26 protein-coding genes are annotated in these 26,370 nt (G+C 67.5%); 18 read left to right on the top strand and 8 right to left on the bottom strand.

Going from position 1 to position 26,370, the window contains the following annotated elements:
• Positions 1-41 precede the first annotated feature (41 nt).
• Together clpA and HZF05_RS20025 are read right to left on the bottom strand one after the other, a co-directional pair.
• Positions 42-2,363, bottom strand: a complete 2,322-nt coding sequence (gene clpA, locus HZF05_RS20030; RefSeq protein ID WP_160364233.1) for an ATP-dependent Clp protease ATP-binding subunit ClpA — start codon at positions 2,361-2,363, stop codon at positions 42-44.
• 136 nt (positions 2,364-2,499) lie between these two features.
• Positions 2,500-2,697, bottom strand: coding sequence for a DUF1192 domain-containing protein (locus HZF05_RS20025; RefSeq protein WP_160364232.1), 198 nt, complete (start codon positions 2,695-2,697; stop codon positions 2,500-2,502).
• Positions 2,698-2,793: 96 nt separating this feature from the next.
• Here HZF05_RS20025 and HZF05_RS20020 point away from each other — a divergent pair, with 96 nt between their 5' ends.
• From HZF05_RS20020 to HZF05_RS19955, 14 genes are all read left to right on the top strand, one after another.
• Positions 2,794-3,777 carry an NAD(P)H-quinone oxidoreductase gene (locus HZF05_RS20020; protein WP_160364547.1) on the top strand — a complete coding sequence of 328 codons (984 nt, stop codon included), beginning with the start codon at positions 2,794-2,796 and terminating at the stop codon, positions 3,775-3,777.
• A gap of 85 nt (positions 3,778-3,862) precedes the next feature.
• Complete coding sequence (locus HZF05_RS20015) at positions 3,863-4,480, top strand: glutathione S-transferase family protein (RefSeq protein WP_160364231.1); 618 nt, start codon at positions 3,863-3,865, stop codon at positions 4,478-4,480.
• Between the two features lie 116 nt (positions 4,481-4,596).
• A complete protein-coding gene (locus tag HZF05_RS20010) occupies positions 4,597-5,256 on the top strand; it encodes a hypothetical protein (protein ID WP_246332102.1) in 660 nt (219 codons plus the stop codon).
• Positions 5,257-5,426: 170 nt separating this feature from the next.
• Complete coding sequence (locus tag HZF05_RS20005; protein WP_160364545.1) at positions 5,427-6,119, top strand: DUF1013 domain-containing protein; 693 nt, start codon at positions 5,427-5,429, stop codon at positions 6,117-6,119.
• 236 nt (positions 6,120-6,355) lie between these two features.
• Positions 6,356-6,598 carry an exodeoxyribonuclease VII small subunit gene (locus HZF05_RS20000; protein ID WP_160364230.1) on the top strand — a complete coding sequence of 81 codons (243 nt, stop codon included), beginning with the start codon at positions 6,356-6,358 and terminating at the stop codon, positions 6,596-6,598.
• Between the two features lie 4 nt (positions 6,599-6,602).
• Positions 6,603-7,505, top strand: a complete 903-nt coding sequence (locus HZF05_RS19995) for a polyprenyl synthetase family protein (protein ID WP_181638928.1) — start codon at positions 6,603-6,605, stop codon at positions 7,503-7,505.
• An 11-nt stretch (positions 7,506-7,516) separates the two neighbouring features.
• On the top strand, positions 7,517-8,047 hold the full coding sequence (coaD, locus tag HZF05_RS19990; RefSeq protein ID WP_160364228.1) for a pantetheine-phosphate adenylyltransferase: 531 nt from the start codon (positions 7,517-7,519) through the stop codon (positions 8,045-8,047).
• Positions 8,048-8,114: 67 nt separating this feature from the next.
• A complete protein-coding gene (locus HZF05_RS19985; RefSeq protein WP_160364227.1) occupies positions 8,115-8,846 on the top strand; it encodes a peptidylprolyl isomerase in 732 nt (243 codons plus the stop codon).
• An 18-nt stretch (positions 8,847-8,864) separates the two neighbouring features.
• Positions 8,865-9,893 (top strand): tRNA preQ1(34) S-adenosylmethionine ribosyltransferase-isomerase QueA, encoded by a 1,029-nt coding sequence (gene queA / locus HZF05_RS19980; protein ID WP_160364226.1) that lies wholly within the window; start codon positions 8,865-8,867, stop codon positions 9,891-9,893.
• A gap of 103 nt (positions 9,894-9,996) precedes the next feature.
• The gene (gene ligA / locus HZF05_RS19975; RefSeq protein ID WP_160364225.1) at positions 9,997-12,093 is read left to right on the top strand and encodes an NAD-dependent DNA ligase LigA; all 2,097 of its coding nucleotides are present in this window, start codon (positions 9,997-9,999) and stop codon (positions 12,091-12,093) included.
• A gap of 31 nt (positions 12,094-12,124) precedes the next feature.
• On the top strand, positions 12,125-12,994 hold the full coding sequence (gene phhA / locus HZF05_RS19970) for a phenylalanine 4-monooxygenase (RefSeq protein WP_160364224.1): 870 nt from the start codon (positions 12,125-12,127) through the stop codon (positions 12,992-12,994).
• A gap of 68 nt (positions 12,995-13,062) precedes the next feature.
• Positions 13,063-14,469 (top strand): APC family permease, encoded by a 1,407-nt coding sequence (locus HZF05_RS19965; protein ID WP_160364223.1) that lies wholly within the window; start codon positions 13,063-13,065, stop codon positions 14,467-14,469.
• A gap of 58 nt (positions 14,470-14,527) precedes the next feature.
• Positions 14,528-18,079, top strand: coding sequence for a DNA polymerase III subunit alpha (gene dnaE / locus HZF05_RS19960; RefSeq protein WP_160364222.1), 3,552 nt, complete (start codon positions 14,528-14,530; stop codon positions 18,077-18,079).
• Between the two features lie 2 nt (positions 18,080-18,081).
• Positions 18,082-18,423 (top strand): Mpo1-like protein, encoded by a 342-nt coding sequence (locus HZF05_RS19955; RefSeq protein ID WP_160364221.1) that lies wholly within the window; start codon positions 18,082-18,084, stop codon positions 18,421-18,423.
• Here HZF05_RS19955 and HZF05_RS19950 read toward each other — a convergent pair.
• The gene (locus HZF05_RS19950; protein ID WP_160364220.1) at positions 18,420-18,614 is read right to left on the bottom strand and encodes a hypothetical protein; all 195 of its coding nucleotides are present in this window, start codon (positions 18,612-18,614) and stop codon (positions 18,420-18,422) included. The genes HZF05_RS19955 and HZF05_RS19950 overlap by 4 nt on opposite strands.
• 125 nt (positions 18,615-18,739) lie before the next feature.
• Here HZF05_RS19950 and HZF05_RS19945 point away from each other — a divergent pair, with 125 nt between their 5' ends.
• Positions 18,740-18,946, top strand: a complete 207-nt coding sequence (locus tag HZF05_RS19945; RefSeq protein WP_160364219.1) for a hypothetical protein — start codon at positions 18,740-18,742, stop codon at positions 18,944-18,946.
• Positions 18,947-18,951: 5 nt separating this feature from the next.
• Here the strand turns inward: HZF05_RS19945 and HZF05_RS19940 are convergent, their stop codons facing one another.
• On the bottom strand, positions 18,952-20,040 hold the full coding sequence (locus tag HZF05_RS19940; RefSeq protein WP_160364218.1) for a PA0069 family radical SAM protein: 1,089 nt from the start codon (positions 20,038-20,040) through the stop codon (positions 18,952-18,954).
• 55 nt (positions 20,041-20,095) lie between these two features.
• On the opposite strand from HZF05_RS19940, the gene HZF05_RS19935 reads away from it, so the two are divergent.
• The gene (locus HZF05_RS19935; RefSeq protein WP_160364217.1) at positions 20,096-20,434 is read left to right on the top strand and encodes a VOC family protein; all 339 of its coding nucleotides are present in this window, start codon (positions 20,096-20,098) and stop codon (positions 20,432-20,434) included.
• Between the two features lie 77 nt (positions 20,435-20,511).
• Positions 20,512-20,841: a hypothetical protein gene (locus HZF05_RS19930; RefSeq protein ID WP_181638948.1), complete on the top strand. Its 330-nt coding sequence runs from the start codon at positions 20,512-20,514 to the stop codon at positions 20,839-20,841.
• Positions 20,842-20,870: 29 nt separating this feature from the next.
• Here HZF05_RS19930 and HZF05_RS19925 read toward each other — a convergent pair whose 3' ends face one another.
• From HZF05_RS19925 to HZF05_RS19910, 4 genes are all read right to left on the bottom strand, one after another.
• Positions 20,871-21,539 (bottom strand): methyltransferase domain-containing protein, encoded by a 669-nt coding sequence (locus tag HZF05_RS19925; protein ID WP_160364216.1) that lies wholly within the window; start codon positions 21,537-21,539, stop codon positions 20,871-20,873.
• Positions 21,536-22,063, bottom strand: a complete 528-nt coding sequence (gene moaB / locus HZF05_RS19920) for a molybdenum cofactor biosynthesis protein B (RefSeq protein WP_160364215.1) — start codon at positions 22,061-22,063, stop codon at positions 21,536-21,538. The genes HZF05_RS19925 and moaB overlap by 4 nt, the downstream gene beginning before the upstream one ends.
• A 1-nt stretch (position 22,064) precedes the next feature.
• The gene (locus HZF05_RS19915) at positions 22,065-23,789 is read right to left on the bottom strand and encodes a lytic transglycosylase domain-containing protein (RefSeq protein ID WP_343046932.1); all 1,725 of its coding nucleotides are present in this window, start codon (positions 23,787-23,789) and stop codon (positions 22,065-22,067) included.
• A gap of 74 nt (positions 23,790-23,863) precedes the next feature.
• Positions 23,864-24,580 carry a uracil-DNA glycosylase family protein gene (locus tag HZF05_RS19910; protein ID WP_160364213.1) on the bottom strand — a complete coding sequence of 239 codons (717 nt, stop codon included), beginning with the start codon at positions 24,578-24,580 and terminating at the stop codon, positions 23,864-23,866.
• 134 nt (positions 24,581-24,714) lie between these two features.
• Between HZF05_RS19910 and HZF05_RS19905 the strand changes: the two genes are divergently transcribed.
• A complete protein-coding gene (locus HZF05_RS19905) occupies positions 24,715-26,367 on the top strand; it encodes an electron transfer flavoprotein-ubiquinone oxidoreductase (protein ID WP_160364212.1) in 1,653 nt (550 codons plus the stop codon).
• The last annotated feature ends 3 nt before the right edge of the window (positions 26,368-26,370 follow it).

Raw genomic sequence — 26,370 nt, 5'->3', positions numbered from 1 at the left:
CACCGCCCGGCCGCTCCGTTCACCCCGCTCAGGGGTAGCGCTTACGCCTTGCTCGGCGCCTTCTTCTTCGGCGGGGCCTTCTTCTTCGATCCCTTCGGCGCGGCAGGCGTGATCTCGAAGGCGAGCGCCTCGTCCTTCATCTTCACGCGGACCTCGCCGCCGTTGACCAGCTTGCCGAACAGCAGCTCCTCGGCGAGCGGCTGCTTGATCTTCTCCTGGATCAGGCGGCCCATCGGGCGCGCGCCGTAGAGCTTGTCGTAGCCCTTCTCGGTCAGCCAGTCGCGGGCGTCGTCCTCCAGCGCGATATGGACGTTGCGGTCCGACAGCTGCAGTTCCAGCTGGAGGATGAACTTCTCCACCACCCGCGCGATCACCGGGGTCGGCAGGTAGCCGAACGGCACCACCGCATCGAGGCGGTTGCGGAATTCCGGCGTGAACATCTTGTTGATCGCCTCTTCCTGCACATCCTCGCGCGAGGAGGCGCCGAAGCCCACCGTCTCGCGCGCCATGTCGCTGGCGCCCGCATTGGTGGTCATGATCAGGATCGTGTTGCGGAAATCGACCGTCTTGCCGTGGTGATCGGTGAGCTTGCCGTTGTCCATCACCTGCAGGAGGATGTTGAACAGGTCCGGGTGCGCCTTCTCGATCTCGTCGAGCAGCAGGACCGAGTGAGGCTGCTGGTCCACCGCATCGGTGAGCAGGCCGCCCTGGTCGAAGCCGACATAGCCCGGAGGCGCGCCGATCAGCCGGCTGACCGAATGGCGCTCCATATATTCGGACATGTCAAAGCGCTGGAGCGGGATGCCGAGGATCTCGGCGAGCTGGCGCGCCACCTCCGTCTTGCCGACGCCGGTGGGGCCGGAGAAGAGATAGTTGCCGATCGGCTTGTTCGGCTCGCGCAGACCGGCGCGGCTGAGCTTGATCGCCGAGGACAGCACCTCGATCGCCTTGTCCTGCCCGAACACGACGCGCTTGAGATCGGTCTCGAGGCTGGCGAGCACCGTCTTGTCGTCGGCCGAGACCGATTTCGGGGGAATGCGCGCCATCGTGGCGATCACCGCCTCGATCTCCTTGGGGCCGATCACCTTCTTGCGGCGGCTTTCGGGCAGCAGCATCTGCATCGCGCCCGCCTCGTCGATCACGTCGATCGCCTTGTCGGGCAGCTTGCGGTCGTTGATGTAGCGCGCCGAAAGCTCGACCGCCGTCTTCACCGCGTCGGTGGTGTAGCGCAGGTGGTGGTGCGCCTCGAACGAGGGGCGCAGGCCGGCGATGATCTTGATCGTGTCCTCGACCGAAGGCTCGTTGACGTCGATCTTCTGGAAGCGCCGGAGCAGCGCCCGGTCCTTCTCGAAATGGTTGCGGAATTCCTTGTAGGTGGTCGAGCCGATGCAGCGGATCTGGCCGCCGGACAGCGCGGGCTTGAGCAGGTTCGACGCATCCATCGCGCCGCCCGAGGTGGCGCCGGCGCCGATCACGGTGTGGATCTCGTCGATGAAGAGCACCGCGTGAGGCAGCTTCTCCAACTCCGAGACGACCTGCTTCAGCCGCTCCTCGAAATCGCCGCGATAGCGGGTGCCGGCGAGCAGCGCGCCCATGTCGAGCGAGTAGATCACGGCGGGCTTGAGCACCTCGGGCACATTGCCTTCGATGATCTTGCGCGCGAGACCTTCGGCGATGGCGGTCTTGCCGACGCCCGGATCGCCCACGTAGAGCGGGTTGTTCTTGGAACGGCGGCAGAGGATCTGGATCGTGCGATCCACCTCGGCATGGCGGCCGATCAGCGGATCGACGCGGCCCTCCTTCGCCTTCTCGTTGAGGTTGACGGTGAACTGCTTCAGCGCGCTGTCGCCCTTCTGCTTGGGCTCGGCCTTCGGCTGCTTGTCTTCCTCGTTGCCTTTCACTTCACGCGCCTCCGTGGGCTGGCCACCCTTGCCGACGCCGTGGCTGATGAAGCTCACGGCATCGAGGCGGGTCATGTCCTGCTGCTGCAGGAAATAGACGGCGTAGCTCTCGCGCTCGCTGAAGAGCGCGACCAGCACGTTGGCGCCGGTCACCTCCTCGCGACCCGAGGACTGGACGTGCAGGATCGCGCGCTGGATCACGCGCTGGAAGCCGCTCGTCGGCGAAGGATCGGTTTCGGTATCGGTCTTGAGCGCATCCAGCTCGGTATCGAGATAGTGCGTCACGGCATCCTTGAGCTCGGACAATTCCACGCCGCAGCCCGACATCACCTGCGCGGCATGCTCGTCGCCGATCAGGGCGAGGAGGAGATGCTCCAGCGTGGCATATTCGTGCTTGCGCGTGCTGGCGGCGGCCAGCGCGTTGTGGAGGGTGGTTTCAAGCTCTCGGGCAAAGGACGGCATCTAGATCAACTCCTCAGCGGCGGCCCGACGAAGCGGAACGCCGTATCCGCTATGTCGGAAGGCGAAACCGTTTCATCAAGGATGCCCACCCCGTTGCGGGGTTCGGTGCGATCGCCGCTCTGGGAGGGGGCTGTCCTCATCGCTTGAATAAGCTGTCCGCGGTTGCGCGATGGTTAACGGCGCCTTCAATCTTTCGTCGAGTGCGGGCGATCTCGGTTTCGAGGGCCGTCACGCGGGCCGTAAGCTCTTCGACGGAAAGCGGATCGAGATCCTGGCGTGCCAGCGCGGCGACGGGATCGTCGGCGCGGCGGGGCAGGTCGTCTTCCGGGCTCATGGATGGATCGTTGACCCTGCGCCGCCTGCTGTCAATAACGGCTTGCCGCGATGCGGCGCGAAAGCGGGGGATAAATTGGCCGACCTTCCCAAGACGATGCTGGCGATCGACCCCGAGGCGGCCGGCGGGCCCGAGGTGCTGGCGCCGGTCGAGCGGCCGGTGCCCGTTGCCGGGCCGGGCGAATATCTCGTCAAGGTTGCGGCGGCCGGGGTGAACCGGCCGGACGTCATGCAGCGCAAGGGCATGTATCCGCCGCCGCCCGGCGCGCCTTCGATCCTGGGCCTCGAGATTGCCGGTACGGTGGTCGCGGCGGGCGAGGGGGCGGATGCCTCGATGATCGGCAGCAAGGTCTGCGCTCTGGTCGCGGGCGGGGGGTATGCCGAATATTGCGCGGCGCCCGCCGGCCAGTGCCTGCCGGTGCCGCCCGCCATCTCGATGGTCGAGGCGGCGGCCATCCCCGAGACATTGTTCACCGTCTGGAGCAACCTGTTCGAGCGCGCCTATGCGATCGAGGGCGACACGGTGCTGGTCCATGGCGGCACGTCGGGGATCGGCACGATGGCGATCCTGCTGGGCAAGCTGTTCGAGCTGGTCGTGATCGTCACCTGCGGGTCGGACGACAAATGTGCCCGCGCGCTGGAGATCGGCGCGGCGCACGCGATCAACTACAAGACGCAGGATTTCGTCGAGGAGGTGAAGCGCATCACCGGCGGCAAGGGCGTGCAGGCCGTGCTCGATATGGTCGGTGGCGACTATGTGCCGCGCAACCTGCAATGCCTCGCGCCGGAGGGGCGCCACGTCACCATCGCGGTGCAGGGCGGCCCCAAGGCGACGGTGAGCCTGGTCGACATCATGCTCCGCCGCCTGACGATGACGGGATCGACGCTGCGCGCACGGGAGCTGGCGTTCAAGGCGCTGGTGGCGGACGAGCTCAAGCGCGAGGTCTGGCCGCATGCGGCGGAGGGGCGGCTCAAGCCGATCATCGACGCGACGTTCCCGCTGGCGGAGGCGGCCAAGGCCCACGAGCGCATGGATGGCGGGGATCATGTCGGCAAGATCGTGCTGACGGTCGAAGGATAAGGCTGCTTTATCGAAGTCAGCCGGATTTCCGGTTTTTCCCAGCTTGATTGCCCGCTAGCGGGATCCCGGCAAAAGGGAGGCCCCGATGGAAAAGCTGACGCTGCACGAATACGCCCCGTCGGGGAATTGCTACAAGATCCGACTCGTCGCATCCCATCTCGGAGTGACGCTGGGGCGGCGCCATTACGACATCCTCAACGGCGAAACGCGCACGCCCGATTTCCTTCGCACCGTCAACGGCAACGGCCGCATCCCGGTCCTCCAGATCGGCGATCGCTACCTGCCGGAAAGCGGTGCGGCCTGTTTCTATCTGGCCGAAGGCTCTTCGCTGATCCCCGACGACCGCTTCGATCGCGCCGATATGCTGCGCTGGATGAATTTCGAGCAGTACAATCACGAGCCCAATGTCGCGACGCTGCGCTTCTGGCTGGCCTTCATCGGGGAAGGCGGTCTGAGCGATTTCCAGAAAGCCCAGCTTCCCGGCAAACGTGCTGCCGGCGATGCCGCGCTCGATCTGATGGAACGGCACCTTGCCGATCGCGCCTTCTTCGTCGCCGATCGCTTCACGCTCGCCGATGTGGCCTTGTTCGCCTACACCCATGTCGCGGACGAAGGCGGCTTCGATCTCGCCTCGCGCCCCGCGATCCGCACCTGGATCGACAGGATTTCCGCGCTTCCCGGCCATATTCCGATCGATGCCTGACAGCGCTGGCCTTGCCGTCTTTTTGCCCACAAGCTGAACACAACATAAATTAAGGAACCACGCCTCCCAAGTGTTCGTTCGGCGGTCCGACCAATCAAGGTCTAGGAGATTGGGTCATGACCCGCTTTGGTATGTATATGCGGGGGGCTTCCGTTTCGGCACTTCTGGCGTTCGCCGTGGTGCCCGCGCATGCCGGCTGGGGGAAAGCCGATCGTGCGCATGCCGAGATTTCGGCTGCACAGGCCAAGATCGATGCGGCCAACAAGATCGGCGCCAGCGGCAACACGCCGGCGATGGTCGCCAACGCGCAGGCCGCGCTGAACGTCGCGAAGGAAAATCTCGCGAACGGCAACAAGGACGAGGCGATCGCCGATGCCATCCATGCCGGCCAACTGGCCGACACGGCGGTGGGTGCGGCGCACCAGGCCCAGGGTCGGGCGGCCGAGGCGCGCGTCGCCGACGCCAATGCGCAGGCCCAGCAGGCCCAGCAGGATGCCGCCGACGCGCAGAACGACGCGCAGGCGCGCATCGCCGACGCCAACAGCCGCGCCGACAATGCCAGCGCCGCTGCGCAGGCCTCGGCCGCTTCGGCCGCCGCCGCGCAGGAGAATCTGGATGCCATGCGCAACCAGCCGCCGACGGTCGTGACCACCACGACCGAGAAGACCAGCACGCCGGTGCACCACGTCGTCCATCGCGTCGTGCATCGTCCGGTCACCGGCACCACCACTGCCGAGCGCACCACGACGACGGTCAGCACCGGCACGCCGGAGTAACCGTGACGCTGGCCCGGCCGCTCCGCGCGAGCGGTCGGGCTTAGCATGTACGGAAGCGCTTGCCCCACGTCGCGGCAGGCACTACATTCCCGCCATGCACAGGCCGCTCCCGCGTTGGGGCGGCCCTTTCTTTATCTGCTCGGAGAGGTTCCACCGTGGCCCAGCCCCTCATGCCCCATGCGACAGCCTCCTGGCTGGTCGACAACAGCTCGCTGAGCTTCCAGCAGATCGCGGAGTTCTGCGGCCTCCACATCCTCGAGGTGCAGGCGATCGCCGACGACACCGCCGGCACCAAGCTGACCGGCCGCGATCCCGTGCGCGCGCACGAGATCACCCAGGAGGAGATCGAGAAGGGCCAGGCGAACCCGAACTATAAACTCCAGATGTCCAAGGGGCCGGAGCAGGCGCGCCGCACGAAGGGTCCGCGCTACACGCCGGTCTCCAAGCGGCAGGACAAGCCGGATGGCATCGCCTGGATCATCCGCAACCACCCGGAAGTGTCGGATGGCGCGATCGGCAAGCTGATCGGCACCACGCGCACGACGATCGGCGCGATCCGCGATCGCAGCCACTGGAACATCGCCAACATCACACCGAAGGATCCCGTGACGCTCGGCCTCTGCTCGCAGCGCGAGCTGGATGCGGCGATCACCAAGGCGGCGAAGGCGGCGGGGATCGAGGCGCCGGTCGACGAGCGCCTCTCGGGCGACCGCGCCGCGCTGATCGAGGAGTTGCGCGCCCAGCGCGACGCGGCGCACCGCCCGGCGGTAGGCGGCGACGCGGTTCCTGCGGATGGCGAGGAAGAGGCGCCGCGCCCGAGCTACCAGTTGCCCGAGGGCGTGGTCGATCCGTTCAAGCGCTGAACAAGTCACTTTCTTTCCGTTCGTCCCGAGCGAAGTTGAGGGACAGTCGCAGCCTCCGTTCGCACTGAGCGCAGTCGAAGTGCGGCCACAGCGCATGGCTTTCGACTGCGCTGAGGCCGAACGGGGTTTGGTTGTTGAGGCTGCGCCTCGACTTCGCTCGGCACGAACGGAAAGAGTGACGCTGGGCATCAGGCCTTTCCCTTGACCCTTCCTTCCCCCCGGACCACAAGCGCCCCATGGCAGACGACGCAATCGCCGAACTGAGCTTCGAGGACGCGCTGAAGCGGCTGGAGGAGATCGTCCGCCGGCTGGAGAGCGGCGAAGAGTCACTCGAAAACTCGATCCGGCTCTATCAGGAGGGCGACAGGCTGCGCTCGCAGTGCGAGGCCCGCCTCAAGAGCGCGCAGGCCAAGATCGACCAGATCCAGCTGGGCGGCGACGGCGCGCCCGCCGGCCTGCGGCCCTTCGATGCCGAATGATCCGATGACGAGCCCCGTCTCCCTGAGCCTCGCGGACGCGATGCAGTCGGTCGCCGCCGAGATCGACGATTTGTTCGATCAGGTGCTGGCCGTGCCGGACGACCCCCGCGCGGTGCTCTATGAAGCCATGCGCCACGCCGCGATCGGTGGCGGCAAGCGGCTGCGCCCTCTGCTGGTCTTCGCCTCGGCCAACCTGTTCAACGTAGGCCGCACGGCCGCGCTGCGCACCGGCCTCGCGATCGAGGCGCTGCACGTTTACAGTCTCGTCCACGACGACATGCCCTGCATGGACGACGACGACCTTCGCCGCGGCAAGCCCACCGTCCACAAGCAATGGGACGAGGCGATCGCGGTGCTGGCGGGCGACGCGCTGCATGCGCTGGCCTTCGAGATCGTCGCCGATCCCGAAACCCATGCCGATCCCTTCGTCCGCGCCGAACTGGCGTTGGAACTGGCCAAGGCGAGTGGCCCGGCGGGCATGGCGGGCGGCCAGATGATGGACCTCGTGGCGGAGGAGACGACCTTCGATCTTTCCACCACCACGCGCCTTCAGCAGCTCAAGACCGGCGCGCTGATCAGCTTCTGCCTGGAAGCCGGCGCGATCCTCGGCCGGGTGCCGCCGGAAGGGCGCCGCGGCCTGCGCGCCTATGCCCGCGATATCGGCCTCGCCTTCCAGATCGCCGACGATCTGCTCGACGTCGAGGGTGATGCCGAGGTGGTCGGCAAGGCGACCGGCAAGGATGCCGATGCCGGCAAGGCGACCTTCGTATCGCTGCTCGGCATCGAGCGGGCACGCACCCAGGCGACGATGCTGGTCGATCAGGCGATCGCCCATCTCTCGTCCTTCGGTGCGGAGGCCGATCTGCTGCGCGCGATCGCGCGCTACGTCGTCGAACGCGATCATTGAAGGGGGGAGCGATGAGCGAGCGCATCGGGATCTATCCGGGCACGTTCGATCCGGTCACGCTGGGCCACATGGACATCATCCGCCGTGCCACCGCGCTGGTGGACAAGTTGGTGATCGGGGTCACCACGAATCCCTCGAAATCGCCGATGTTCACGCTCGACGAGCGCCTCGCCATGGTCCGCCGCGAGACGGCTGGGCTGGACAAGGCGAAGATCGAAGTGGTGTCCTTCGACAGCCTGCTGATCCACTTCGCCCGCTCGCGCGGCGCTTCGGTGATCGTGCGCGGCCTGCGCGCCGTCGCGGACTTCGAGTACGAATATCAGATGGCCGGCATGAACCAGCAGCTCGATCGCAAGATCGAGACGGTGTTCCTGATGGCGGACGTCGCGCTGCAGCCGATCGCCTCACGCCTCGTCAAGGAGATCGCGATGTACGGGGGCGACATCGATGCCTTCGTCCCCGAAACGGTCGCCGCCGAGGTGGCGGAACGCGTTCAGCGCCTCGGCGTGAAGGGCGATCCAGCGCTTCGCGTTCAGCGATAGGAAAGCGCCGCCGCATCAGCTAGGTGCATGTCATGAACCCCGCCGCATCCCGGAGCCCGGCTACCCCATGAAGATCGCTGCCGCCCTCATTCTCACGACCGCCCTGGTGCTCAGCGGCGCGGCCGACGCGAAGAACCACAAGGCCAAGAAGGTGCGCATCCGCGCCGCCGACCAGGTCGCTGCGACCAACCTGACCGCCTTCCTGCCGCCGCCGGTCACGCCCGCGAACACCTGGGATCTCGATCTCTCGGACGGCGGCCGCGTGGTGATCCAGCTCCGCCCGGACAAGGCGCCCAAGATGGTCGAGCGGATCAAGGCGCTGACCCAGCAGGGTTTCTACAACGGCCTGATGTTTCACCGCGTGATCAGCGGCTTCATGGCGCAGGGCGGCGATCCCAAGGGCACCGGCGAGGGCGGATCGACGCTGCCGGATGTCCCGGCCGAGTTCAACGACCTGCCGCATGTGCGCGGCGCGGTGGCGGCGGCGCGCGCCAACGATCCGAACAGCGCCAACAGCCAGTTCTACATCATGTTCATGCCCAACCTGAAGCTGGACCTGCATTATACGGTGTTCGGCCGCGTCGTGTCAGGCATGCAATATGTCGATGCGATCCAGAAGGGCGAGCCGCCGGCCAATCCGACGCGGATCGTGCGCGCCATCATGGGCGACGATCCCAACGTCGATACGCCGCCCCCGCCGTTGCCCGCTGCCGCCCCGGCCGCACAGGCGCCGGCGGCCTTGCCCTCGGGCGCGATGGACCAGTCGACCCCGCCGCAAGGGACGCCGCAGCAGCAATAAGGCTGCTCGCAGACACGAATGCGCGTCGATCTCTTCGATTTCGATCTCCCGGCGGACCGTATCGCCCTCCGTCCGGCGTCCCCGCGCGATTCGGCGCGGATGCTGGTCGTGCGTCCGGACGGGCTGGCCGACCGGACCATGCTCGATCTCGCCGACGCGCTCAGGCCGGGCGACTGCCTGGTGTTCAACGACACGCGGGTGATCCCCGCGCAGCTCGAAGGCCGGCGGGGCGACGCGAAGATCGGCGCGACGCTCCACAAGCGCGAGGGGCCGCGCGACTGGCGCGCCTTCATCCGCAATGCCAAGCGGTTGCGGGACGGCGACAGCGTCGATTTCGGCGCGGGCGTCTCGGCGATCGCCTCGGATCGCGGCGAGGATGGCAGCTGGCGCCTGAGCTTCGACGGGGACGAGCCGGTCGAGCTGCTGCTGGAGCGGGCGGGGCGGATGCCGCTGCCGCCTTATCTCGCCGGAAAACGCCCCACCGACGCGCGCGACGCCGAGGATTATCAGACGATGTTCGCGCGGAAAGCCGGCGCGGTGGCGGCGCCGACCGCATCGCTCCACTTCACCCCGCGCCTGATGGAGCGGCTGGCGGCGGCCGGGATCGGCCATGAGACGCTGACGCTGCATGTCGGCGCGGGCACCTTCCTGCCGGTGAAGGCCGACGATACCGACGACCATCGGATGCACGCCGAGTGGGGCCGCATCGATGCCGCCACCGCCGAACGTCTCAACGCGGTGAAGGCGCGGGGCGGGCGCCTGATCGCGGCGGGCACCACCAGCCTGCGCCTGCTCGAAAGCGCCGCACGCGCTGATGGCACGATCGCGCCGTTCGAGGGCGACACCGCGATCTTCATCACGCCGGGCTACCGATTTCGCGCGATCGACGGGCTGGTGACCAATTTCCACCTGCCGAAATCCACACTGTTCATGCTGGTCTCGGCGCTGATGGGGCTGGAGACGATGCAGGCGGTCTATGCGCACGCGATTGCGGCACAGTATCGCTTCTACAGCTATGGGGACGGGAGCCTGCTTCTCCCGGCTTGATCGTCTTCGCGAGGGGCGAAGCGTCCTGACGATCAACATGCCCCGCCCTGGATCGCTTCGCTACGCTCGCAATGACAAACGAGGGCGGATAGGAATTGCGGCCATGACGACCGAGTCCGAAGCCGCCGACCGCCTTGAGTTCCTCGCCGCCGAGATCGCGCGGCACAACCGGCTCTACCACGATCGGGACTCGCCCGAGATTTCGGACGCCGACTATGATGCGCTGATGCGCGAGAACAAGGCGCTGGAGGAGCGATTTCCGGCGTTGATCCGCGCCGATTCACCCTCGAAACTGGTCGGCGCGGTGCCCTCGGGTCACCTCGCCAAGGTGCAGCACGCCAAGCCGATGCTGAGCCTCGACAACGCCTTCGCCGACGAGGATGTCGCGGAGTTCGTGGCGCGCGTCCGCCGCTTCCTCGCTTTGCCCGAGGATGCCGAGGTGGCGCTCACCGCCGAGCCCAAGATCGACGGCCTGTCCTGCTCGCTGCGCTACGAGAAGGGCAAGCTGGTGCAGGCGGCGACGCGCGGCGACGGTGCGATCGGCGAGGATGTGACGGCCAACGTCCGCACCATCGCCGATATTCCGCAGACCCTGCACGGAGCCGCCCCCGCCGTGTTCGAGGTGCGCGGCGAGGTCTATATGGCCAAGGCCGATTTCGCCGCGCTCAACGACAAACTGGCGGGCGAGCGGGTGTTCGCCAACCCGCGCAACGCGGCCGCCGGATCGCTGCGCCAGAAGGATTCCAAGATTACCGCCGAGCGCCCGCTGCGCTTTCTCGCGCATGGCTGGGGCGAGGTGTCCGAGGTTCCCGGCGAGACGCAGACCGACGTGATGCGCGCGATCGAAAGGTTCGGCCTGCCGCTCGCCAAAGCCTTCGTTCGCGTGACGTCGGCCGAAGCCGCGCTGGCCCACTATCGCGCCATCGAGGCGAGCCGTGCCGACCTGCCGTTCGACATCGACGGCGTGGTGTACAAAGTCGATCGGCTCGACTGGCAGCAGCGGCTGGGACAGGTGGCGAGGGCGCCGCGTTGGGCGATCGCGCACAAATTCCCGGCCGAGAAGGCGCAGACATTGCTGCGCGCCATCGACATCCAGGTCGGCCGCACCGGCAAGCTCACCCCGGTCGCCCGGCTGGAGCCGGTAACGGTGGGAGGCGTCGTCGTCTCGAACGCGACGCTCCACAATGCCGACGAGATCGAGCGGCTGGGGGCCCGGCCCGGCGACCGCGTCGTCGTCCAGCGCGCCGGTGATGTGATCCCGCAGATCGTCGAGGTGCTGACCCGTGGCGAGGATCGGCCTGCCTTCGTCTATCCGACACATTGCCCGGTCTGCGGATCGGAGGCGGTCCGTGAGGAGGGTGAGGTCGATATCCGCTGCACCGGCGGCCTGATCTGCGCCGTGCAGCGCTTCGAGCGGCTGCGCCACTTCGTCAGCCGCGGCGCGCTCGACATCGAGGGGCTGGGCGAGAAGAGCATCGACGAATTCCTGGAGCTGGGCTGGATCAAGGAGCCCGCCGACATCTTCCGCCTCGCCGCACATCGCGAGGAGCTGCTGGGGCGGGAAGGCTGGAAGGAGATCTCGGTCGATAAGTTGCTCACCGCGATCGAGGCCAAGCGCGCACCCGATGCGGCGCGGCTGCTGTTCGGGCTCGGCATCCGCCACGTCGGCATCGTCACCGCGCGCGATCTGCTCAAGCGCTACCGGACGTTGCCGGATATTCGCGCACTGGCCGGCGACCTGATCGCACTCCGCGAGGCGACCGTGCCCGCGCTGGGCGAGGACGACAGCCGCTTCCGCAACCGGCTGGACAAGGCGATCGCGGAGAAGATCGGCGTCGAGAATGTCGGCTCGGCGGTCGGCCATGCGCTCGCCGATTTCTTCCACGAGCCGCACAATGTCGCGGCGTGGGACGATCTGCTGGCGGAGGTAGCACCGCCGGAGTTCGTCGTCGACACGATCGCCTCGGAGGTATCCGGCAAGACAGTGGTGTTCACCGGCAAGCTCCTCACCATGTCGCGCGACGAGGCCAAGGCGCAGGCCGAGCGGCTGGGCGCCAAGGCGGCGGGCTCGGTGTCCAAGGCGACCGATCTGGTGGTGGCCGGCGCCGATGCCGGTTCCAAGCTCAAGAAGGCGCAGGAACTCGGCATCCGGGTGGTGACCGAGGAGGAGTGGGCGGCGATCGTCGCGGCGGCGGGCTAGCCAAACCCGTTTCAGATGTTACCTTCCAGGCATGGCAGAGCATGTTCTAGAATCCCCGCCCCAGGGCGCCGCACCGGACTGGACCATCCCCCAGGACTGGGCCGCCTACACGGCCGAGGATCACGAAACCTGGGACATTCTCTTCGCCCGCCAGTCGAAGCAGTTGCCGGATCGCGCGGCAGAGGCGTTCCTGCGCGGGCTGGATGTGCTGCGGCTCTCCAACCCCGGCATCCCGAACTATGACGAGCTCAACGAGCGCCTGATGCGGGCGACCGGCTGGCAGGTGGTGGCGGTGCCGGGGCTGGTGCCGGACGATGTGTTCTTCGATCACCTCGCCAACCGCCGCTTCGTGGCGGGCAACTTCATCCGCAGGCGAGACCAGCTGGATTACCTGCAGGAGCCGGACGTTTTCCACGACGTGTTCGGCCACGTGCCGATGCTCGCCGACCCGGTGTTCGCCGACTACATGCAGGCATACGGGCAGGGCGGGCTGCGCTCGCTGGGCTTCGGATCGCTCGACAAGCTGGCGCGGCTCTACTGGTACACGGTGGAATTCGGGCTGGTCCGCGAGGGTGACGGTATCAGGCTGTTCGGATCGGGCATCGTCTCCAGCCACGGCGAGAGCGTGTTCGCGCTCGATGATCCGAGTCCCAACCGTATCCGGTTCGATCTGGAACGGGTGATGCGCACCCGCTACCGGATCGACGATTACCAGCAGGTCTATTTCGTCATCGACAGCTTCGAGGACCTGCTGCGCCAGACGATCGAGACCGACTTCGCGCCGCTCTACGAACGGCTTGCGGGGCAGCCCGATCTCGGCCCGGCCGATCTGGCCCCGGATGACGAGATTATCACGCGCGGCACGCAGGCCTATGCGACGGAGCGCGCCGGGGCGGTCTGAGCCGGTCGCGGTGGCCAGCCGTGGCCAACTCGCCTAACAGTCCGCGACCCTGCCACGGAGATGCGAGAATGACCGGACGGAGCGCGCTGGCCACGATCCTGCGCTGCAAGCCGATCATCGAGGCCGGCGCGGACGACGGCCACGGTCATCTCGCGCGCACCATCGGGCTATTCCAGCTCACCATGCTGGGCGTCGGCGCGACGATCGGCACAGGCATCTTCGTGGCGCTGACCACCGCCGTGCCGGAAGCCGGGCCGGCGGTGATCGTCTCGTTCGTGATCGCAGGCATCACTGCAGCGCTGACCGCGCTCTGCTACGCCGAGCTCGCTTCGTGCGTGCCGGCGGCGGGCTCGTCCTATTCCTACGCCTATGCGACGCTGGGCGAGCTGGCGGCCTTCCTCATCGGCGCCTGCCTGCTCCTCGAATATGGCGTGTCGGCCTCGGCCATCGCGGTCGGCTGGGGGCAGTACCTCAACGAGCTGTTCGCGGTGACGATGGGTTGGCATATCCCCGACGCCATCGCCAATCCGCCCGGCCATGGCGGCATCGTCAACCTGCCGGCGGTGCTGCTGGTCGCGCTCTGCCTGATCCTGCTGCTGCGCGGCGCGAAGGAATCGACCACCGCCAACGCCGTGCTGGTCGTCGCCAAGCTGGCGGTGCTGGCGCTGTTCGTGGTGATCGCGCTGGCGCACGGGAAGGCGGCGAATTTCAAGCCTTTCGCGCCACTGGGGATCGCCGGGATCGGATCGGCGGCCTCGTCGATCTTCTTCTCCTATATTGGCATCGACGCCGTTTCGACGGCGGGCGAGGAGGTGAAGGACCCGCGCCGCACCCTGCCGCTGGCGATCGTGCTGTCGCTGCTGATCGTGACGGCCGCCTATATCCTCGTCGCGATCGCCGCGGTCGGCGCGCAGCCGTGGACCGCGTTTGCCGGGCAGGAGGCGGGGTTGGCCGTGATCCTCCACAACCTCACCGGCGCGGCGTGGCCGGCGGTTTTGCTGTCGCTTGGCGCCATCGCCTCGATCTTCAGCGTGACTTTGGTGGTGCTCTACGGGCAGACCCGTATCCTTTACGCGATGGGCCGCGACGGACTGCTGCCCGCCTTCTTCAGCCGGGTCGATCCGGCGAGCCAGGTGCCGCGCCAGAATACCTGGGTGGTGGCGATCGGCGTGGCGCTGCTGGCGGCGCTGGTGCCGCTCGACGTGCTGGTGAACCTCACCAGCATGGGGACGCTGATCGCCTTCGCCACCGTATCGCTGGGCGTCATCCTGCTGCGCCGCGCCCGGCCCGATCTGCCGCGCGGCTATCGCGTGCCGCTCTATCCCGCGCTGCCGATCGCGAGCGTGCTGTTCTGCCTCTACCTGATCGTCGGGCTGCCGGCCGACACCTGGCTGCTCTTCGCCGTCTGGCTGGGCGCCGCCTGCCTGATCTATTTCGGCTATTCGATGCGACGATCGGCCCTGTCCGGCGCATAGCTGTGGATAAGCGGGCGGTGCGGTTGAACCGACTCGGGGCGGCGCCCATAGTCCCACGATGGCGAACCCCTTCATCCCGCTGCGCGTCTTCACCGCCTACACCATGCTGGAGGGCGCGATCGATCCGAAGGTGCTGGCCAAGCAGGCGAAGAAGCTGGGTTTCCCCGCCGCCGCGATCTGCGACCGCAACGGGCTCTACGCCGCCATGGCCTTCTGCGCTGCTGCGAAGGGCGAGGGCGTGCAGCCGATCGTCGGCACGCTGCTGGCTGTCGCGCGGCCGGCGGAGTGCGGCGGCGCCGAGCCGGGCAAGCCGCCCGTCATCGACTGGTTGCCACTCTACGCGCAGGACGCGTCGGGCTACGACAATCTCTGCGCGCTGGTCTCCGCCGCGCATCTCGATCGCCCGATCGAGGAGGACGCCCATGTCCGCCTCGACGCGCTGGAGGGCCGCACCGACGGGCTGATCGCGCTGACCGGCGCGGGCGAGGGCGCGCTCGCCCGCCTGCTCGCCGAAGGGCAGGAGATGCACGCCGCGCTTTACGCCGGGCGGCTGGAGACACTGTTCGGCGACCGCCTCTACATCGAACTCGCCCGGCGCGGCAATGCGATCGAGGAGGCGGCCGAGGCCCGGTTGATCGATCTCGCTTATGCCCGCGATCTGCCGCTGGTCGCCACCAACCCAACATGTTTTACCGAGGCGAGCTTCCACGAAGCGCACGACGCCATGCTCTGCATCGCGGACTCCGCCTACGTGGACAGCGACGATCGCCGCCGCTCCTCGCCCGACACCTGGCTCAAGCCGGCTGCCGCGATGGACGCTCTGTTCGAGGATTTGCCCGAGGCGCTTCTCAACACCGTCGTCGTCGCCCAGCGCACCGCCTTCGCCGCACCCAAGCGCAAGCCGATCCTGCCCAGCCTCGCCGGCGATCGCGAGGGCGAGGCCGCGATGCTGCGGCAAGATGCCTATAACGGCCTGCTCGCCCGCCTGCGCTTCGCCGACGAGGCGGTGGCCAGCGCCTCCGACGCCGAGGTGGAGGCGAAATACCCCACCTATTTCGAGCGCCTCGCCTTCGAGACCGACATCATCGTCGGCATGGGCTTCCCCGGCTACTTCCTGATCGTCGCCGACTTCATCAAGTGGGCGAAGGATCACGACATTCCGGTCGGGCCGGGCCGCGGCTCCGGTGCCGGATCGGTGGTCGCCTGGGCGCTGACCATCACCGATCTCGATCCGTTGCGCCTCGGCCTGCTGTTCGAGCGCTTCCTCAATCCCGAGCGCGTCTCGATGCCGGATTTCGACATCGACTTCTGCGAAACCCGGCGCGGCGAGGTGATCCGCTACGTGCAGGAGAAATACGGGCGCGATCACGTCGCGCAGATCATCACTTTCGGGCGGCTGAAAGCGCGCGCCGTGCTCAAGGACACCGGCCGCGTGCTCCAGATGAGCTACGGCCAGGTCGATCGCCTCGCCAAGCTGGTGCCCAACCACCCGACCGATCCGTGGACGCTGGAACGCTCGCTCAACGGCGTCGCCGAGCTGGTGAACGAATATGAACGCGAGCCCGAGGTGAAGCGGCTGCTCGATCTCGCCAAGCAGTTGGAGGGCTTCCCGCGCCACTCCTCCACCCACGCCGCCGGCGTGGTGATCGGCGACCGCCCGCTCGATCAGCTGGTGCCGCTCTATCGCGATCCACGATCGGACATGCCGGTCACCCAGTTCGACATGAAGCATGTCGAGGATGCGGGGCTGGTGAAGTTCGACTTCCTCGGGCTCAAGACGCTGTCGGTGCTGCAGAAGGCCGTGCAGATGCTGGCGAAGCGCGGCATCGAGGTCGATCTCGCCAAGCTGGCGTGGGATGATCCGGCGGTGTTCGAGCTGCTGATGTCCGGCAACACGGTGGGCGTGTTCCAGCTGGAATCGGAAGGCATGCGCCGCACGCTGTCCGCCGTCCGCCCGACCTGCTTCGAGGACATCATCGCGCTCGTCTCGCTCTATCGGCCCGGCCCGATGGACAATATCCCGATGTTCGGCGCGCGCAAGAACGGGCGCGAGCCGATCGAATATCCGCATGCCCTGCTCGAAGGCATCCTTTCCGAAACCTACGGCATCTTCGTCTATCAGGAACAGGTGATGCAGGCGGCGCAGGTGCTCGCCGGCTACACGCTGGGCGGCGCCGACATGCTGCGCCGCGCGATGGGCAAGAAGATCAAGGCGGAGATGGACGCCCAGCGCGAGATCTTCGTGAAGGGCTGCGCCGAGGTGAACGCCATCCCGGCGCAGAAGGCCAACGAGCTGTTCGACTTGATCGACAAGTTCGCCGGCTACGGCTTCAACAAGTCGCACGCCGCCGCCTACGCCCTCGTCGCCTACCAGACCGCGTGGATGAAGGCGCACCACAAGCCTGAGTTCTTCGCCGCCTCGATGTGCTTCGACATGGCGCAGACCGACAAGCTCTCTATCTTCGTCGAGGACATGCGGCGCATGGATGTGCCGGGCCTGCCGCCCTCGATCAACCACAGCGAGGCCGAGTTCAGCGTCGAGGAGGGGCCGGAAGGGCCATCGGTCCGCTACGCGCTGGGCGCGCTCAAGGGCGTCGGCGAGAAGGCGATGGAGGAACTGTGCGCCGAGCGGGTGCGCGGCGGCCCGTTTAGGTCGATCGAGGATTTCGCCGACCGGATCGACCCCCGGATGCTCAACCAGCGCCAGTTGGAAAGCCTCGCGGCGGGCGGCGCGTTCGAGTGCCTCGGGCTGGAGCGCGCGACCGTCCATGGTGGCGCCGAGACCGTCCTCGCCCACGCCAAGGCCGCGCACGAAGGGCGGACCAGCGGGCAGGGCGGACTGTTCGGCGGCGACGATATCGAAGTGCCGCCGATCCGACTGCCCGCCGGCGCGCACTGGTCGATGATCGAGACCATGGCACAGGAGAAGGATGCGTTCGGCTTCTATTTCTCCTCGCACCCGACCGATCGCTACCGCCATTTGGCGCAAGCGCACGGCGCGCGCAGCTTCGCCGAGTGGTGCGCGCTGCCGACGCCCGTTGCCCCGCCGCCCGACGAGCGCGGCCGCCGCCAGCCGGCGCCGACCGTCGCGATGGCCGTGCTGGTCGAGGATGCGCGCTGGCGCACGGCGGCGAAGAGCGGGCGGCGCTATCTGTTCGCCAGCTGCTCCGATGCCTCGGGCCAGTTCATGGCAAGTTGTTTTGACGACGACGTGTCCGCGCGGATCGAGGAGACCGCCAAGGCCGGCGGCTGCGGCCTGCTTGCCGTGGAGCTGGACCGGCGCGAGGGCGACGAGACGCCGCGCGTCACGATCCGTGGCATCCGGCCCTTCGACGGCATGTCGATGGCCACGACGCGGCTGAGGCTGGACGTCGTCGTTGACGTGCCCGAGGCGGCCGAGGCGCTGGCCGCCATCCTGTCCGACAAGTGCGGCGGGCGCGGCGAGCTGCATCTGTCCGCGAAGATGCCCGATGGCCTCCGCGCGCATCTGCTCGCCGGGCGCGGTTACAATTTCGATGCCGAGCTGGTTGCGCGGATCGAGAAGCTACCCGGGATCGGCTCGGCTCGTCTTGGCCCGATCGAGGCGCCGCGCCTCGCGCTGGTGGGGTGATCATGGCGGGCGAGCGCTTCACCAGCTTCGCCCAATTCTGGCCCTTCTACCTGCGCGAGCACAGCAAGTCGGCGACCCGTGCGCTCCACTATGTCGGTACGACGCTGGTGCTGATCTGCCTGATCGCAGGCATCGTCACCGGCCATGCGCTGCTATTCGCGGCGATGCCGGTGGCGGGCTATTTCTTCGCCTGGCTCGCCCACTTCACGATCGAGCGCAACCGGCCGGCGACCTTCACCTATCCGTTGTGGAGCCTTGCTGCCGATTTCGTGATGTACGGCTGCTGGGTCAGCGGCCGGCTGGGTCGCGAACTGGCGCGCGCCGGGGTGAAAGGCGGGCGCTAAAGGCCCAGCGCATCGGCGAGCTGGCCGATGCCGTTCAGGGCGTAGGGAAACTCGATCAGGCCGGTCAGCAGCATCGCGACGATAATCAGGCCAGCCAGCACCAGCCCGCCATGCCTGGTGGTCGGCGCCGTCGGGCTGGGGCGATCCGGCGAGGGCTCCCGGCGTCGGTAGTCGAGTGGGTCGAACGGCATGGCCGATCCCCTGGATTGGACACCGCCAGCCTATCATGGCGCGGATTTTCGTTCCAGCTGCCCGGCGCGCGCGGAACCGAACACGCCGCCCTGCGTCTCCTGCTCATCGGCGTTCGAGAGTATCGATGAGCAGCAAGAACGATCTCATGATCCTGTCTCCCGGCGAGACGCTGGAGGAGCGGATCGCCGATCTCGTCGCATTTGAGGAACAGCAGCAGGCGATCGTCCGGCAGGCACGGGATCGCGGACTCCGCGTGGCGAATGCAAGGACGCTGCTCTACGAGATACAGGGCGCACTCACCGAGCTTCGCGGCTGCTGCGCCGCAGCCTGAGATTCCTAGAAAAGTGACATCTGCGTCCCCGGCAGCACCGGTGGCGTGAACAGGTCTGCGCGTAGCTGGAAGCGCTGGCGGCCGAGGCCGTGCTTGCGGCTGGCAATCTGGATGCGGCTGCGGATGAGGTCCGCCCATGGCCCATGGCCCTTCATGCGCGTGAAGAAGTCGGGATCGTTGTCCCGCCCGCCACGGATCGCTTGGATCGTCGCCATCACCTTGGCCGCACGGTCGGGATGATGCGCTTCCAGCCAGGCGCGGAACAAGGGCGCCACCTCGTGCGGCAGGCGGACGGGGATGAAGGAGACGCCGCGCGCGCCGGCCTCCGCCGCGCGCTCGACGAGATGCTCGATTTCGTGATCGGTCACCTGCGGCACGATCGGCGCGATCGAGACGTGGACGGGGATACCGGCATCCGCCAGCTTGCGCACCGCCGTCAGCCGCCGTTCGGGATGCGGCGCGCGCGGCTCCAGCGTCCGCGCGGTCTTCGGATCGAGCGACGTGACCGAGATCGACACCGCCGCGAGATCGTCGCGCGCCATGCCGCGCAGCAGTTCGATGTCGGACACGACGCGATCCGACTTGGTGGTGATGGTGATCGGGTGGCGGCACCCCGCCAGCAGCTCGAGACAGGCCCGGGTGATGCGGTAGCGCCCCTCGATCGGCTGGTAGGGATCGGTGTTGGTGCCGAACGCGATTGGCCGGCACTGATAGGATGGCGCTGCCAGCTCTTTCGCCAGCAATTCGGCCGCATTGGGCTTGGCGAACAGCCTCGTCTCGAAATCGAGGCCGGGCGAGAGATCGTGGAAGGCGTGCGTCGGCCGGGCGAAACAATAGATGCAGCCATGCTCGCAGCCTCGATACGGATTGATCGAGCGATCGAACCCGACGTCCGGAGACGCGTTCTTCGTGATGATCGTGCGCGGGCTTTCGATCGTTACCGTAGTGCGGAGCGGCGGCGGCTCGCCGTCGAGCGCTTCGCGCGTATCGAGCCAGTCGCCATCCGCCTCGCGCGCGGCCAGACCGAAGCGCCGGGGCACCTCGTTGACGGTCGCGCCGCGCCCGGCGCGCTGCTCTGGAAAGCGACTCGGCATTGACAGAGCGTAGCGGATGAGTCAGAACAAAGAAAGAACATCGATGGAGTGGCGGATGGCCCGGATCAATTATGTCGAGCTGCCGGTCGCGGACACGGCCGTGGCGAAGAGCTTCTACGAGGTGGCGTTCGGCTGGCTGATGAGCGAGTTCGGGCCGACCTATGCGGCGACGACGATGGGCGACGTCGATCTCGGGCTGCAGGGCGATGCGGCCGAGGCGACGAAGGCGCCGCTGCCCGTGATCGACGTCGAGGGGCTGGATTCATGGCCGGCCAAGGTGGAGGCGGCGGGGGGCACGGTGGTGAAGCCGATCTTCGCCTTTCCGGGCGGCCGTCGTTTTCACTTCCGCGATCCTTCGGGCAACGAGCTTGCCGTGGTCGAGGCAAGCCATTGATCCACCTGTCCGATTTGTAAGGCAACATTCCGTTTCGCGGCCGGTTTGTCTCTCGCGGGGCCGAGAGGAGAAGAATCGTGAACAGGAAGCTGCTGATCGCCCTGACTGGGGCTGCCATGGCCCTTCCGCTCGCCGGTTGTGTGAGCGACGGCTATTATGACGGGCCGGGCGGGCCGGGGCCGATCGCCTATGACGGCTATTACGACGACTATTACGGCCCGATCTATGACGGATATTGGGGCGATGGCGATGCCTTTTATTATCGCACCAGCGAGCATGGCCATTGGCGACACGATACGGGCGGCCATTTCCGCCATGACATGGGCCAGCCGGCCGGCGGCGGCCATGCCTTCCACCCCATGCACGGCAGCTTCACGCCCCCGATGGGCGGCGGGCGGCATCACTGATCGACCTCGGCTGTCGGTCCTGTCGCCGGTCAGGCCTTTCGAGCCGTGATGAGAAGGGATGCGGGGAGCGGTGCACCGGGCGTGCACGGTTCCCCGATCCCGATCAGTCGCCATGACTCCGAAATCGTTTTCACCCAATTGCCAAGCGTTCGGAACATCCAGGGCATTTCGGCCCATGGTGCGTTCCCGAAGCCGTCAAATCGCTCGGTGCGCCAACCGTCGGCATAGGGTGGCGCCACGGTGAGCGGGTGCACCGTCTGGATAACGAGGTGAGCGCCCGGGGCCGCTATTCGTGCAAGCGCGGACAGCAGCGCTGCGACGCGATCGTCGAGCAGCGCGAAATTGCAGGCGATCAGGTCGAAATCCGCGCCGGCTGCGGCGGGCGTCTCGATCAGCCGCGCGTAATCGCGGCAGAGGAATTCCGCACCGCCCGAAGCTCTTGCGTACTCGATCAACTCCGGCGAGCCGTCCACGCCTGTAATGGTCTCGATCTGACCGGCCAGGGCGCGGCATAGCCAGCCTTCGCCGCAGCCGACGTCCAGCATCCGGCGCGGACGGTGGCGGAGCACCGCCTCGACGATCGCGGCGTCGGTGATCTCGCGCCGGCTGGCGATGCAGTGTCCGCGCACGGCGTCGGTCCAGGCTTCGGCATTGACCGACCAGCTGTCGAGCAGCGTGTCGGCAGGATTACCGGTCACGCCTCGCGCAGCCTCGGCATCAGTTCGACGAAATTGCAGGGGCGGTGGCGGATATCGAGCTGGGAGGCGAGGATGCCGTCCCACCCGTCCTTCACCGCGCCGGTCGAGCCGGGCAGCGCGAACAGGTAGGTGCCGCGCGCGACACCCGCGCACGCGCGTGACTGGATCGTCGAGGTGCCGATCTTGGCGTAGCTCAGCCAGCGGAAAAGCTCGCCGAAGCCCTCGATCTGCTTATCCCACACTTGCGCGAAGGCCTCGGGCGTCACGTCGCGGCCGGTGACGCCGGTGCCGCCGGTGGAGATCACGCAATCCACCTGCGGATCGGCGATCCAGCCGAGCAGCCGGCCCGTGATCGTCTCGGCATCGTCTTTCTCGATCGCGCGATCGGCGAGGATGTGGCCGGCGGTGGTCAGCCGCTCGACCAGCGTGTCGCCGGATCGGTCGTCGGCGAGCGTCCGCGTGTCCGACACCGTCAGGACGGCGATGCGGACCGGCCTGAACGCGATGCCCTCGTCAAGAGACATGTCAGTTGTTGGCGATGGTCGAGCGCGTCGCGTCGGCCGACGCGGTGCCGGTCCGCACGCCCGCCTGCATGGTCGAGGGGAAGCGCGGCCAGGCACCCTGCGCCAGCGCCTTGAGGCTGGCGGTCTGCTCGCCGGACTGGCGCTCGTACATCCAGTAGTTGCGCAGCACCGTGGTCACGTAACCGCGCGTCTCGGCATAGGGGATGCTCTCGATATAGAGCAGGGGATCGTTCTGGGCGCGATTGTTGATGTCCCAGCGGGCGACCGCATTGGGGCCGGCATTATAGGCGGCGATCACCTTGGGCAGCAGGCCGCCGGTCGCGTCGCGCAGCTGCTGGAGATAGGCCTGCCCATAGGCCATGTTGACCTGCGGGCTGGAGAGGCTGGCGCGATCGACGGTGATGCCGGAGCCGCGCTTGCGCTCGATCAGGTCGGCGGTGGTGGGCAGTACCTGCATCAGCCCGCGTGCGCCGGCGGCGGAGAGCGCATCGGTGCGGAACCGCGATTCCTGCATCACGTGCGCGAAGACCAGCGCCTTGTCGACTTGCCAGCCGCCCTGCGGCACCCAGTTGGGCGCGGGATAGCGGGCCGATGCCTCGACGATCTCGCCCGTCGGGCAATTGTGCGCGAGCCAGATCTGGGTGGCGGGAAGATCGAGCCGCGCGGCGAGGTGGAGCAGCGACTTGTGCTCGTTGTCCGAACCGATGCGGGCCTGCCACCGCAGCATCTCGTCGGCGAGGCCATATTCGCCGATCTCGGCGAGCGCGGCGGCGCGGCGAACGTCGGCATGGACCGACAACTCGGCCCACTCCTCGGTGGTGAGCTTGGGCGCGGCCGCCGAGGCCGGCACCGCCATGCCGAGCAGGCGCGCGGCGACGAGGCCGTAGAAGGTCTCGGGGTTGCGCGCGGCGGTGCGCAGGTGCTGCTGGACGGACGAGAAGCGCCCGCACTTCATCTCGGCGCGCGCCGACCAGAATTGCCCGGCCGAGCGCATCTCGGCATCGCTGCCGTTGGCGGCGACGCGCGAGAAGGCATCGTCGGCGCCCTTGCAGTCGTTCTGGCGCCAGGCGGAGAGGCCCTGCACCCAGCTCGCCTGCACGGCCCATTCACCGGGGCCTCGCGACGCGAGCGAGGCCAGCCTTGTGGCGTTGGCGTCGTCGTTGTTGAGGAAGTAGCTCCAGGCGATGCGCTGCTGCCATTCGGTAGCGGCCTCGGGGCTCAGCTGAGCGAAGCTGGCGTTGAGCAGCGCCTCGGCGCCGGCCGGATTGTCGGCCTTGAGCAGCGGGCGGGCCTGCGCGGTGAGCGAGGCGGCGGCGAGATCGTTGGCGGTCGGGCGCGCGGCGATGCGGCTCGGCGCACCGTTCACCCAGTCGAGATCACGCGGGGTGGGCAGCGCGGGAAGGTCGGTTGCGCCGCGCTTCTTCGCCAGCAGGGCAAGCTGCGGAGCCTGCGGGAGGTCGGGCGCCTGCGACAGCAAGGCGAGCAGATCGGCCTGCGCGATGCGCGGGCTGTTCTTTGCCAGGAACAGCTCGGCGCGGGCGACCGGGGTCAGCACGCCATCGGGCTGCGCGGCGAGGCCGGCCTGAGCATCGCTCCAGCGACCGTTGCGGATCGCCTCGAACACCGCCTCATAGGCTGCGCGCTGGTCGGCCGTCAGCACGGCACCGCTGCCGGAGGTGGTGATGACCTGCGGCGTGGAGGAAACCGGGTAGGTTGTCGCCGGCACGGAGACGTCCGCGGCAGCCACGGCCGATGCGGAACAGCAGGCCAGGGCCAGCACCGATGCGAGGGACCGAAACGTCACTGGCCGAGAACTCCGAGCAGCAGGCGCATGTCCGCCCAGGCGCTCGCCTTGAGGGCGGGCATCCGGCGCAGGTGGCGCGGGTGAAAGGTCGCGATGGCGGGCACCGTGCCGCCGTCATGGTTAACGTGTCGTAAACCGCCGCGAATTTGCAGTGTTTCGGGCCCGATGAGCCAGCGCGCCGGCTCGTCGCCGAAGATCATCAATGTTTTGGGGGTGGCAAGCGCGATGTGGCGGCGCATCAGAATGGTGAGCGCTTCGCCCTGCTCCGGCGCGATCCGTCCCGCCGCGCGGGCAGGCGAGAAGGGGGCGAGATAGATACCGCCGCGATCGACACCCATCGCAGCGAGCATGGCGTCGAACAGCTTCGCGGTCTCCCCCGCGAAAAGGTGCCCGGCGTCGTCGGCATCGGGCATGTCCGCTATGATCATCAGCGCCGCGCCGGGCGCACCGGACGGCGCGATGCGGCGACCGGGCGGGGCGGATTGCGGGGCATAGTCGCCGGTCGCCAGCAAGGCGTGGAGCGCCTCGATCCCCTCCGGCAAGCTCGGCGAAGGCGCTGCGGCCGGAGCTTCCGTCACCTTCGGGGCTTTGGCCGGCGGCTCGAGCCAATCGCGCGGCTGCTCGTCCGCAAGCGTATCGAGGCCGGCCTCCGCCCACCAGCCGATCGTGCTGGCGATCACGTCCCGAAAACGGTGCTGCCCCCCATTAAGCATGATCGGCACATGCCTTGCGGTTGACGCGGAGGTCAATCTCGGGAAACGCGGATTGAGGCCGGAGCGTTACGGGATTGCGCCGATCCGCAGATTTTCGCGGATTCCGTAGAGGTGGACGAGGGGAAGGAGTGAAGATGTCGGATCGCGAATCGATGGAGTATGACGTCGTCGTAGTGGGCGCGGGGCCTGCGGGACTGTCGGCGGCGATCCGATTGAAGCAACTCGCCGAAGCGGAAGGCCGCGAGCTTTCGGTCTGCGTGCTGGAGAAGGGCTCCGAGGTTGGCGCGCATATCCTGTCCGGTGCGGTGGTCGATCCGATCGCGCTCAACGAGCTCATTCCCAACTGGAAGGAGCTCGACAGCCCGCTCAGCGTGCCGGTGACGGACAACCAGCATTGGGTGCTGAGCAAGAACGGCAAGTGGGAAATGCCCCACCTGATGATGCCGCCCTTCATGAACAACAAGGGCACCTACACGCTCTCGCTCGGCAATCTGTGCCGCTGGCTGGCCTCGCAGGCCGAGAATCTGGGCGTCGAGATTTTCCCCGGCTTCGCGGCGGCCGAAATCCTGTTCGACGAGGACGGCGCGGTGAAGGGCGTCGCCACCGGCGACATGGGAATCTCGCGAACCGGCGAGCACAAGGGTGACTACCAGCCCGGCATGGAGCTGCACGGCAAATACACCTTCTTCGCGGAAGGCGCGCGTGGGCATCTGACCAAGGAGCTCAAGCGCCTGTTCGATCTGGAGCGCGATTGCGATCCCCAGGTCTATGGCATCGGCCTCAAGGAGCTTTGGGACATCGATCCCGCCAAGCATGTGCCGGGCCGCGTGATCCACACCCAGGGCTGGCCGCTCGACGACGCATGGGGCGGCGGCTTCCTCTATCATCAGGCCAACAACCAGGTCGCGCTCGGCTTCGTGGTGGCGCTCGACTACAAGAATCCGTGGCTCTCGCCCTTCGAGGAATTCCAGCGCTGGAAGCAGCACCCTGATATCAAGGCGATCTTGGAGGGCGGCCGCCGCGTCTCCTACGGCGCGCGCGCGATCAACGAGGGCGGCTGGCAGTCGGTGCCGAAACTCACTTTCCCGGGCGGTGCGCTGATCGGCTGCTCGGCGGGCTTCGTCAACGTGCCGCGCATCAAGGGCAGCCACACCGCGATGAAGAGCGGCATGCTCGCCGCCGAGGCCGCCTTCGACGCGCTCAAGGCGGATCGCAAGCAGGACGAGCTGGCGAGCTACCCGGACGCGCTCAACGCGAGCTGGGTGGCCAAGGAGCTCAAGATGGTCCGCAACGCGGAGCCCGCTGTCGCCAAGTTCGGCGGCACGGTCGGCACCCTCGTCTCGGGTCTCGATCTCTGGATGCGCTATCTCAAGATCGGCCTGCCCTTCACGCTCAAGCACAAGCACACCGATGCGGAATCGCTCTGGAAGGCGAACATCTGCCCGAAGATCGACTATCCCAAGCCCGACGGCGTGATCAGCTTCGATCGCCTCTCCTCGGTGTTCATCTCGGGCGTGAACCATGAGGAGGACCAGCCGGTCCACCTGACGCTCAAGGATGCCTCGGTGCCGATCGAGGTGAACCTCAGGGAGTTCGAGGCGCCCGAGCAGCGTTATTGCCCGGCCGGCGTCTACGAGATCGTGGGGCGCGAGGAAGGCGAGCCGCGCCTGCAGATCAACGCGCAGAACTGCGTCCACTGCAAGACCTGCGACATCAAGGACCCGACCCAGAACATCAATTGGGTGGTGCCCGAGGGCGGCGGCGGCCCGAACTATCCGAATATGTGAGGG

Origin of the sequence: Sphingomonas chungangi (genome assembly GCF_013778325.1) — a bacterium.
GTDB lineage: Bacteria > Pseudomonadota > Alphaproteobacteria > Sphingomonadales > Sphingomonadaceae > Solisphingomonas > Solisphingomonas chungangi.
The sequence above is the reverse complement of the archived record's forward strand: the minus strand, read 5'-3'. Positions and strand labels throughout refer to the sequence as shown.

Bases quoted from the DNA above. Each gene is read 5' to 3' on its own strand.
- clpA (WP_160364233.1), bottom strand. From the start codon at position 2,363: ATGCCGTCCTTTGCCCGAGAGCTTGAAACCACCCTCCACAACGCGCTG.
- HZF05_RS20025 (WP_160364232.1), bottom strand. From the start codon at position 2,697: ATGAGCCCGGAAGACGACCTGCCCCGCCGCGCCGACGATCCCGTCGCC.
- HZF05_RS20020 (WP_160364547.1), top strand. From the start codon at position 2,794: ATGCTGGCGATCGACCCCGAGGCGGCCGGCGGGCCCGAGGTGCTGGCG.
- HZF05_RS20015 (WP_160364231.1), top strand. From the start codon at position 3,863: ATGGAAAAGCTGACGCTGCACGAATACGCCCCGTCGGGGAATTGCTAC.
- HZF05_RS20010 (WP_246332102.1), top strand. From the start codon at position 4,597: ATGACCCGCTTTGGTATGTATATGCGGGGGGCTTCCGTTTCGGCACTT.
- HZF05_RS20005 (WP_160364545.1), top strand. From the start codon at position 5,427: ATGCCCCATGCGACAGCCTCCTGGCTGGTCGACAACAGCTCGCTGAGC.
- HZF05_RS20000 (WP_160364230.1), top strand. From the start codon at position 6,356: ATGGCAGACGACGCAATCGCCGAACTGAGCTTCGAGGACGCGCTGAAG.
- HZF05_RS19995 (WP_181638928.1), top strand. From the start codon at position 6,603: ATGACGAGCCCCGTCTCCCTGAGCCTCGCGGACGCGATGCAGTCGGTC.
- coaD (WP_160364228.1), top strand. From the start codon at position 7,517: ATGAGCGAGCGCATCGGGATCTATCCGGGCACGTTCGATCCGGTCACG.
- HZF05_RS19985 (WP_160364227.1), top strand. From the start codon at position 8,115: ATGAAGATCGCTGCCGCCCTCATTCTCACGACCGCCCTGGTGCTCAGC.
- queA (WP_160364226.1), top strand. From the start codon at position 8,865: ATGCGCGTCGATCTCTTCGATTTCGATCTCCCGGCGGACCGTATCGCC.
- ligA (WP_160364225.1), top strand. From the start codon at position 9,997: ATGACGACCGAGTCCGAAGCCGCCGACCGCCTTGAGTTCCTCGCCGCC.
- phhA (WP_160364224.1), top strand. From the start codon at position 12,125: ATGGCAGAGCATGTTCTAGAATCCCCGCCCCAGGGCGCCGCACCGGAC.
- HZF05_RS19965 (WP_160364223.1), top strand. From the start codon at position 13,063: ATGACCGGACGGAGCGCGCTGGCCACGATCCTGCGCTGCAAGCCGATC.
- dnaE (WP_160364222.1), top strand. From the start codon at position 14,528: ATGGCGAACCCCTTCATCCCGCTGCGCGTCTTCACCGCCTACACCATG.
- HZF05_RS19955 (WP_160364221.1), top strand. From the start codon at position 18,082: ATGGCGGGCGAGCGCTTCACCAGCTTCGCCCAATTCTGGCCCTTCTAC.
- HZF05_RS19950 (WP_160364220.1), bottom strand. From the start codon at position 18,614: ATGCCGTTCGACCCACTCGACTACCGACGCCGGGAGCCCTCGCCGGAT.
- HZF05_RS19945 (WP_160364219.1), top strand. From the start codon at position 18,740: ATGAGCAGCAAGAACGATCTCATGATCCTGTCTCCCGGCGAGACGCTG.
- HZF05_RS19940 (WP_160364218.1), bottom strand. From the start codon at position 20,040: ATGCCGAGTCGCTTTCCAGAGCAGCGCGCCGGGCGCGGCGCGACCGTC.
- HZF05_RS19935 (WP_160364217.1), top strand. From the start codon at position 20,096: ATGGCCCGGATCAATTATGTCGAGCTGCCGGTCGCGGACACGGCCGTG.
- moaB (WP_160364215.1), bottom strand. From the start codon at position 22,063: ATGTCTCTTGACGAGGGCATCGCGTTCAGGCCGGTCCGCATCGCCGTC.
- HZF05_RS19910 (WP_160364213.1), bottom strand. From the start codon at position 24,580: ATGCTTAATGGGGGGCAGCACCGTTTTCGGGACGTGATCGCCAGCACG.
- HZF05_RS19905 (WP_160364212.1), top strand. From the start codon at position 24,715: ATGTCGGATCGCGAATCGATGGAGTATGACGTCGTCGTAGTGGGCGCG.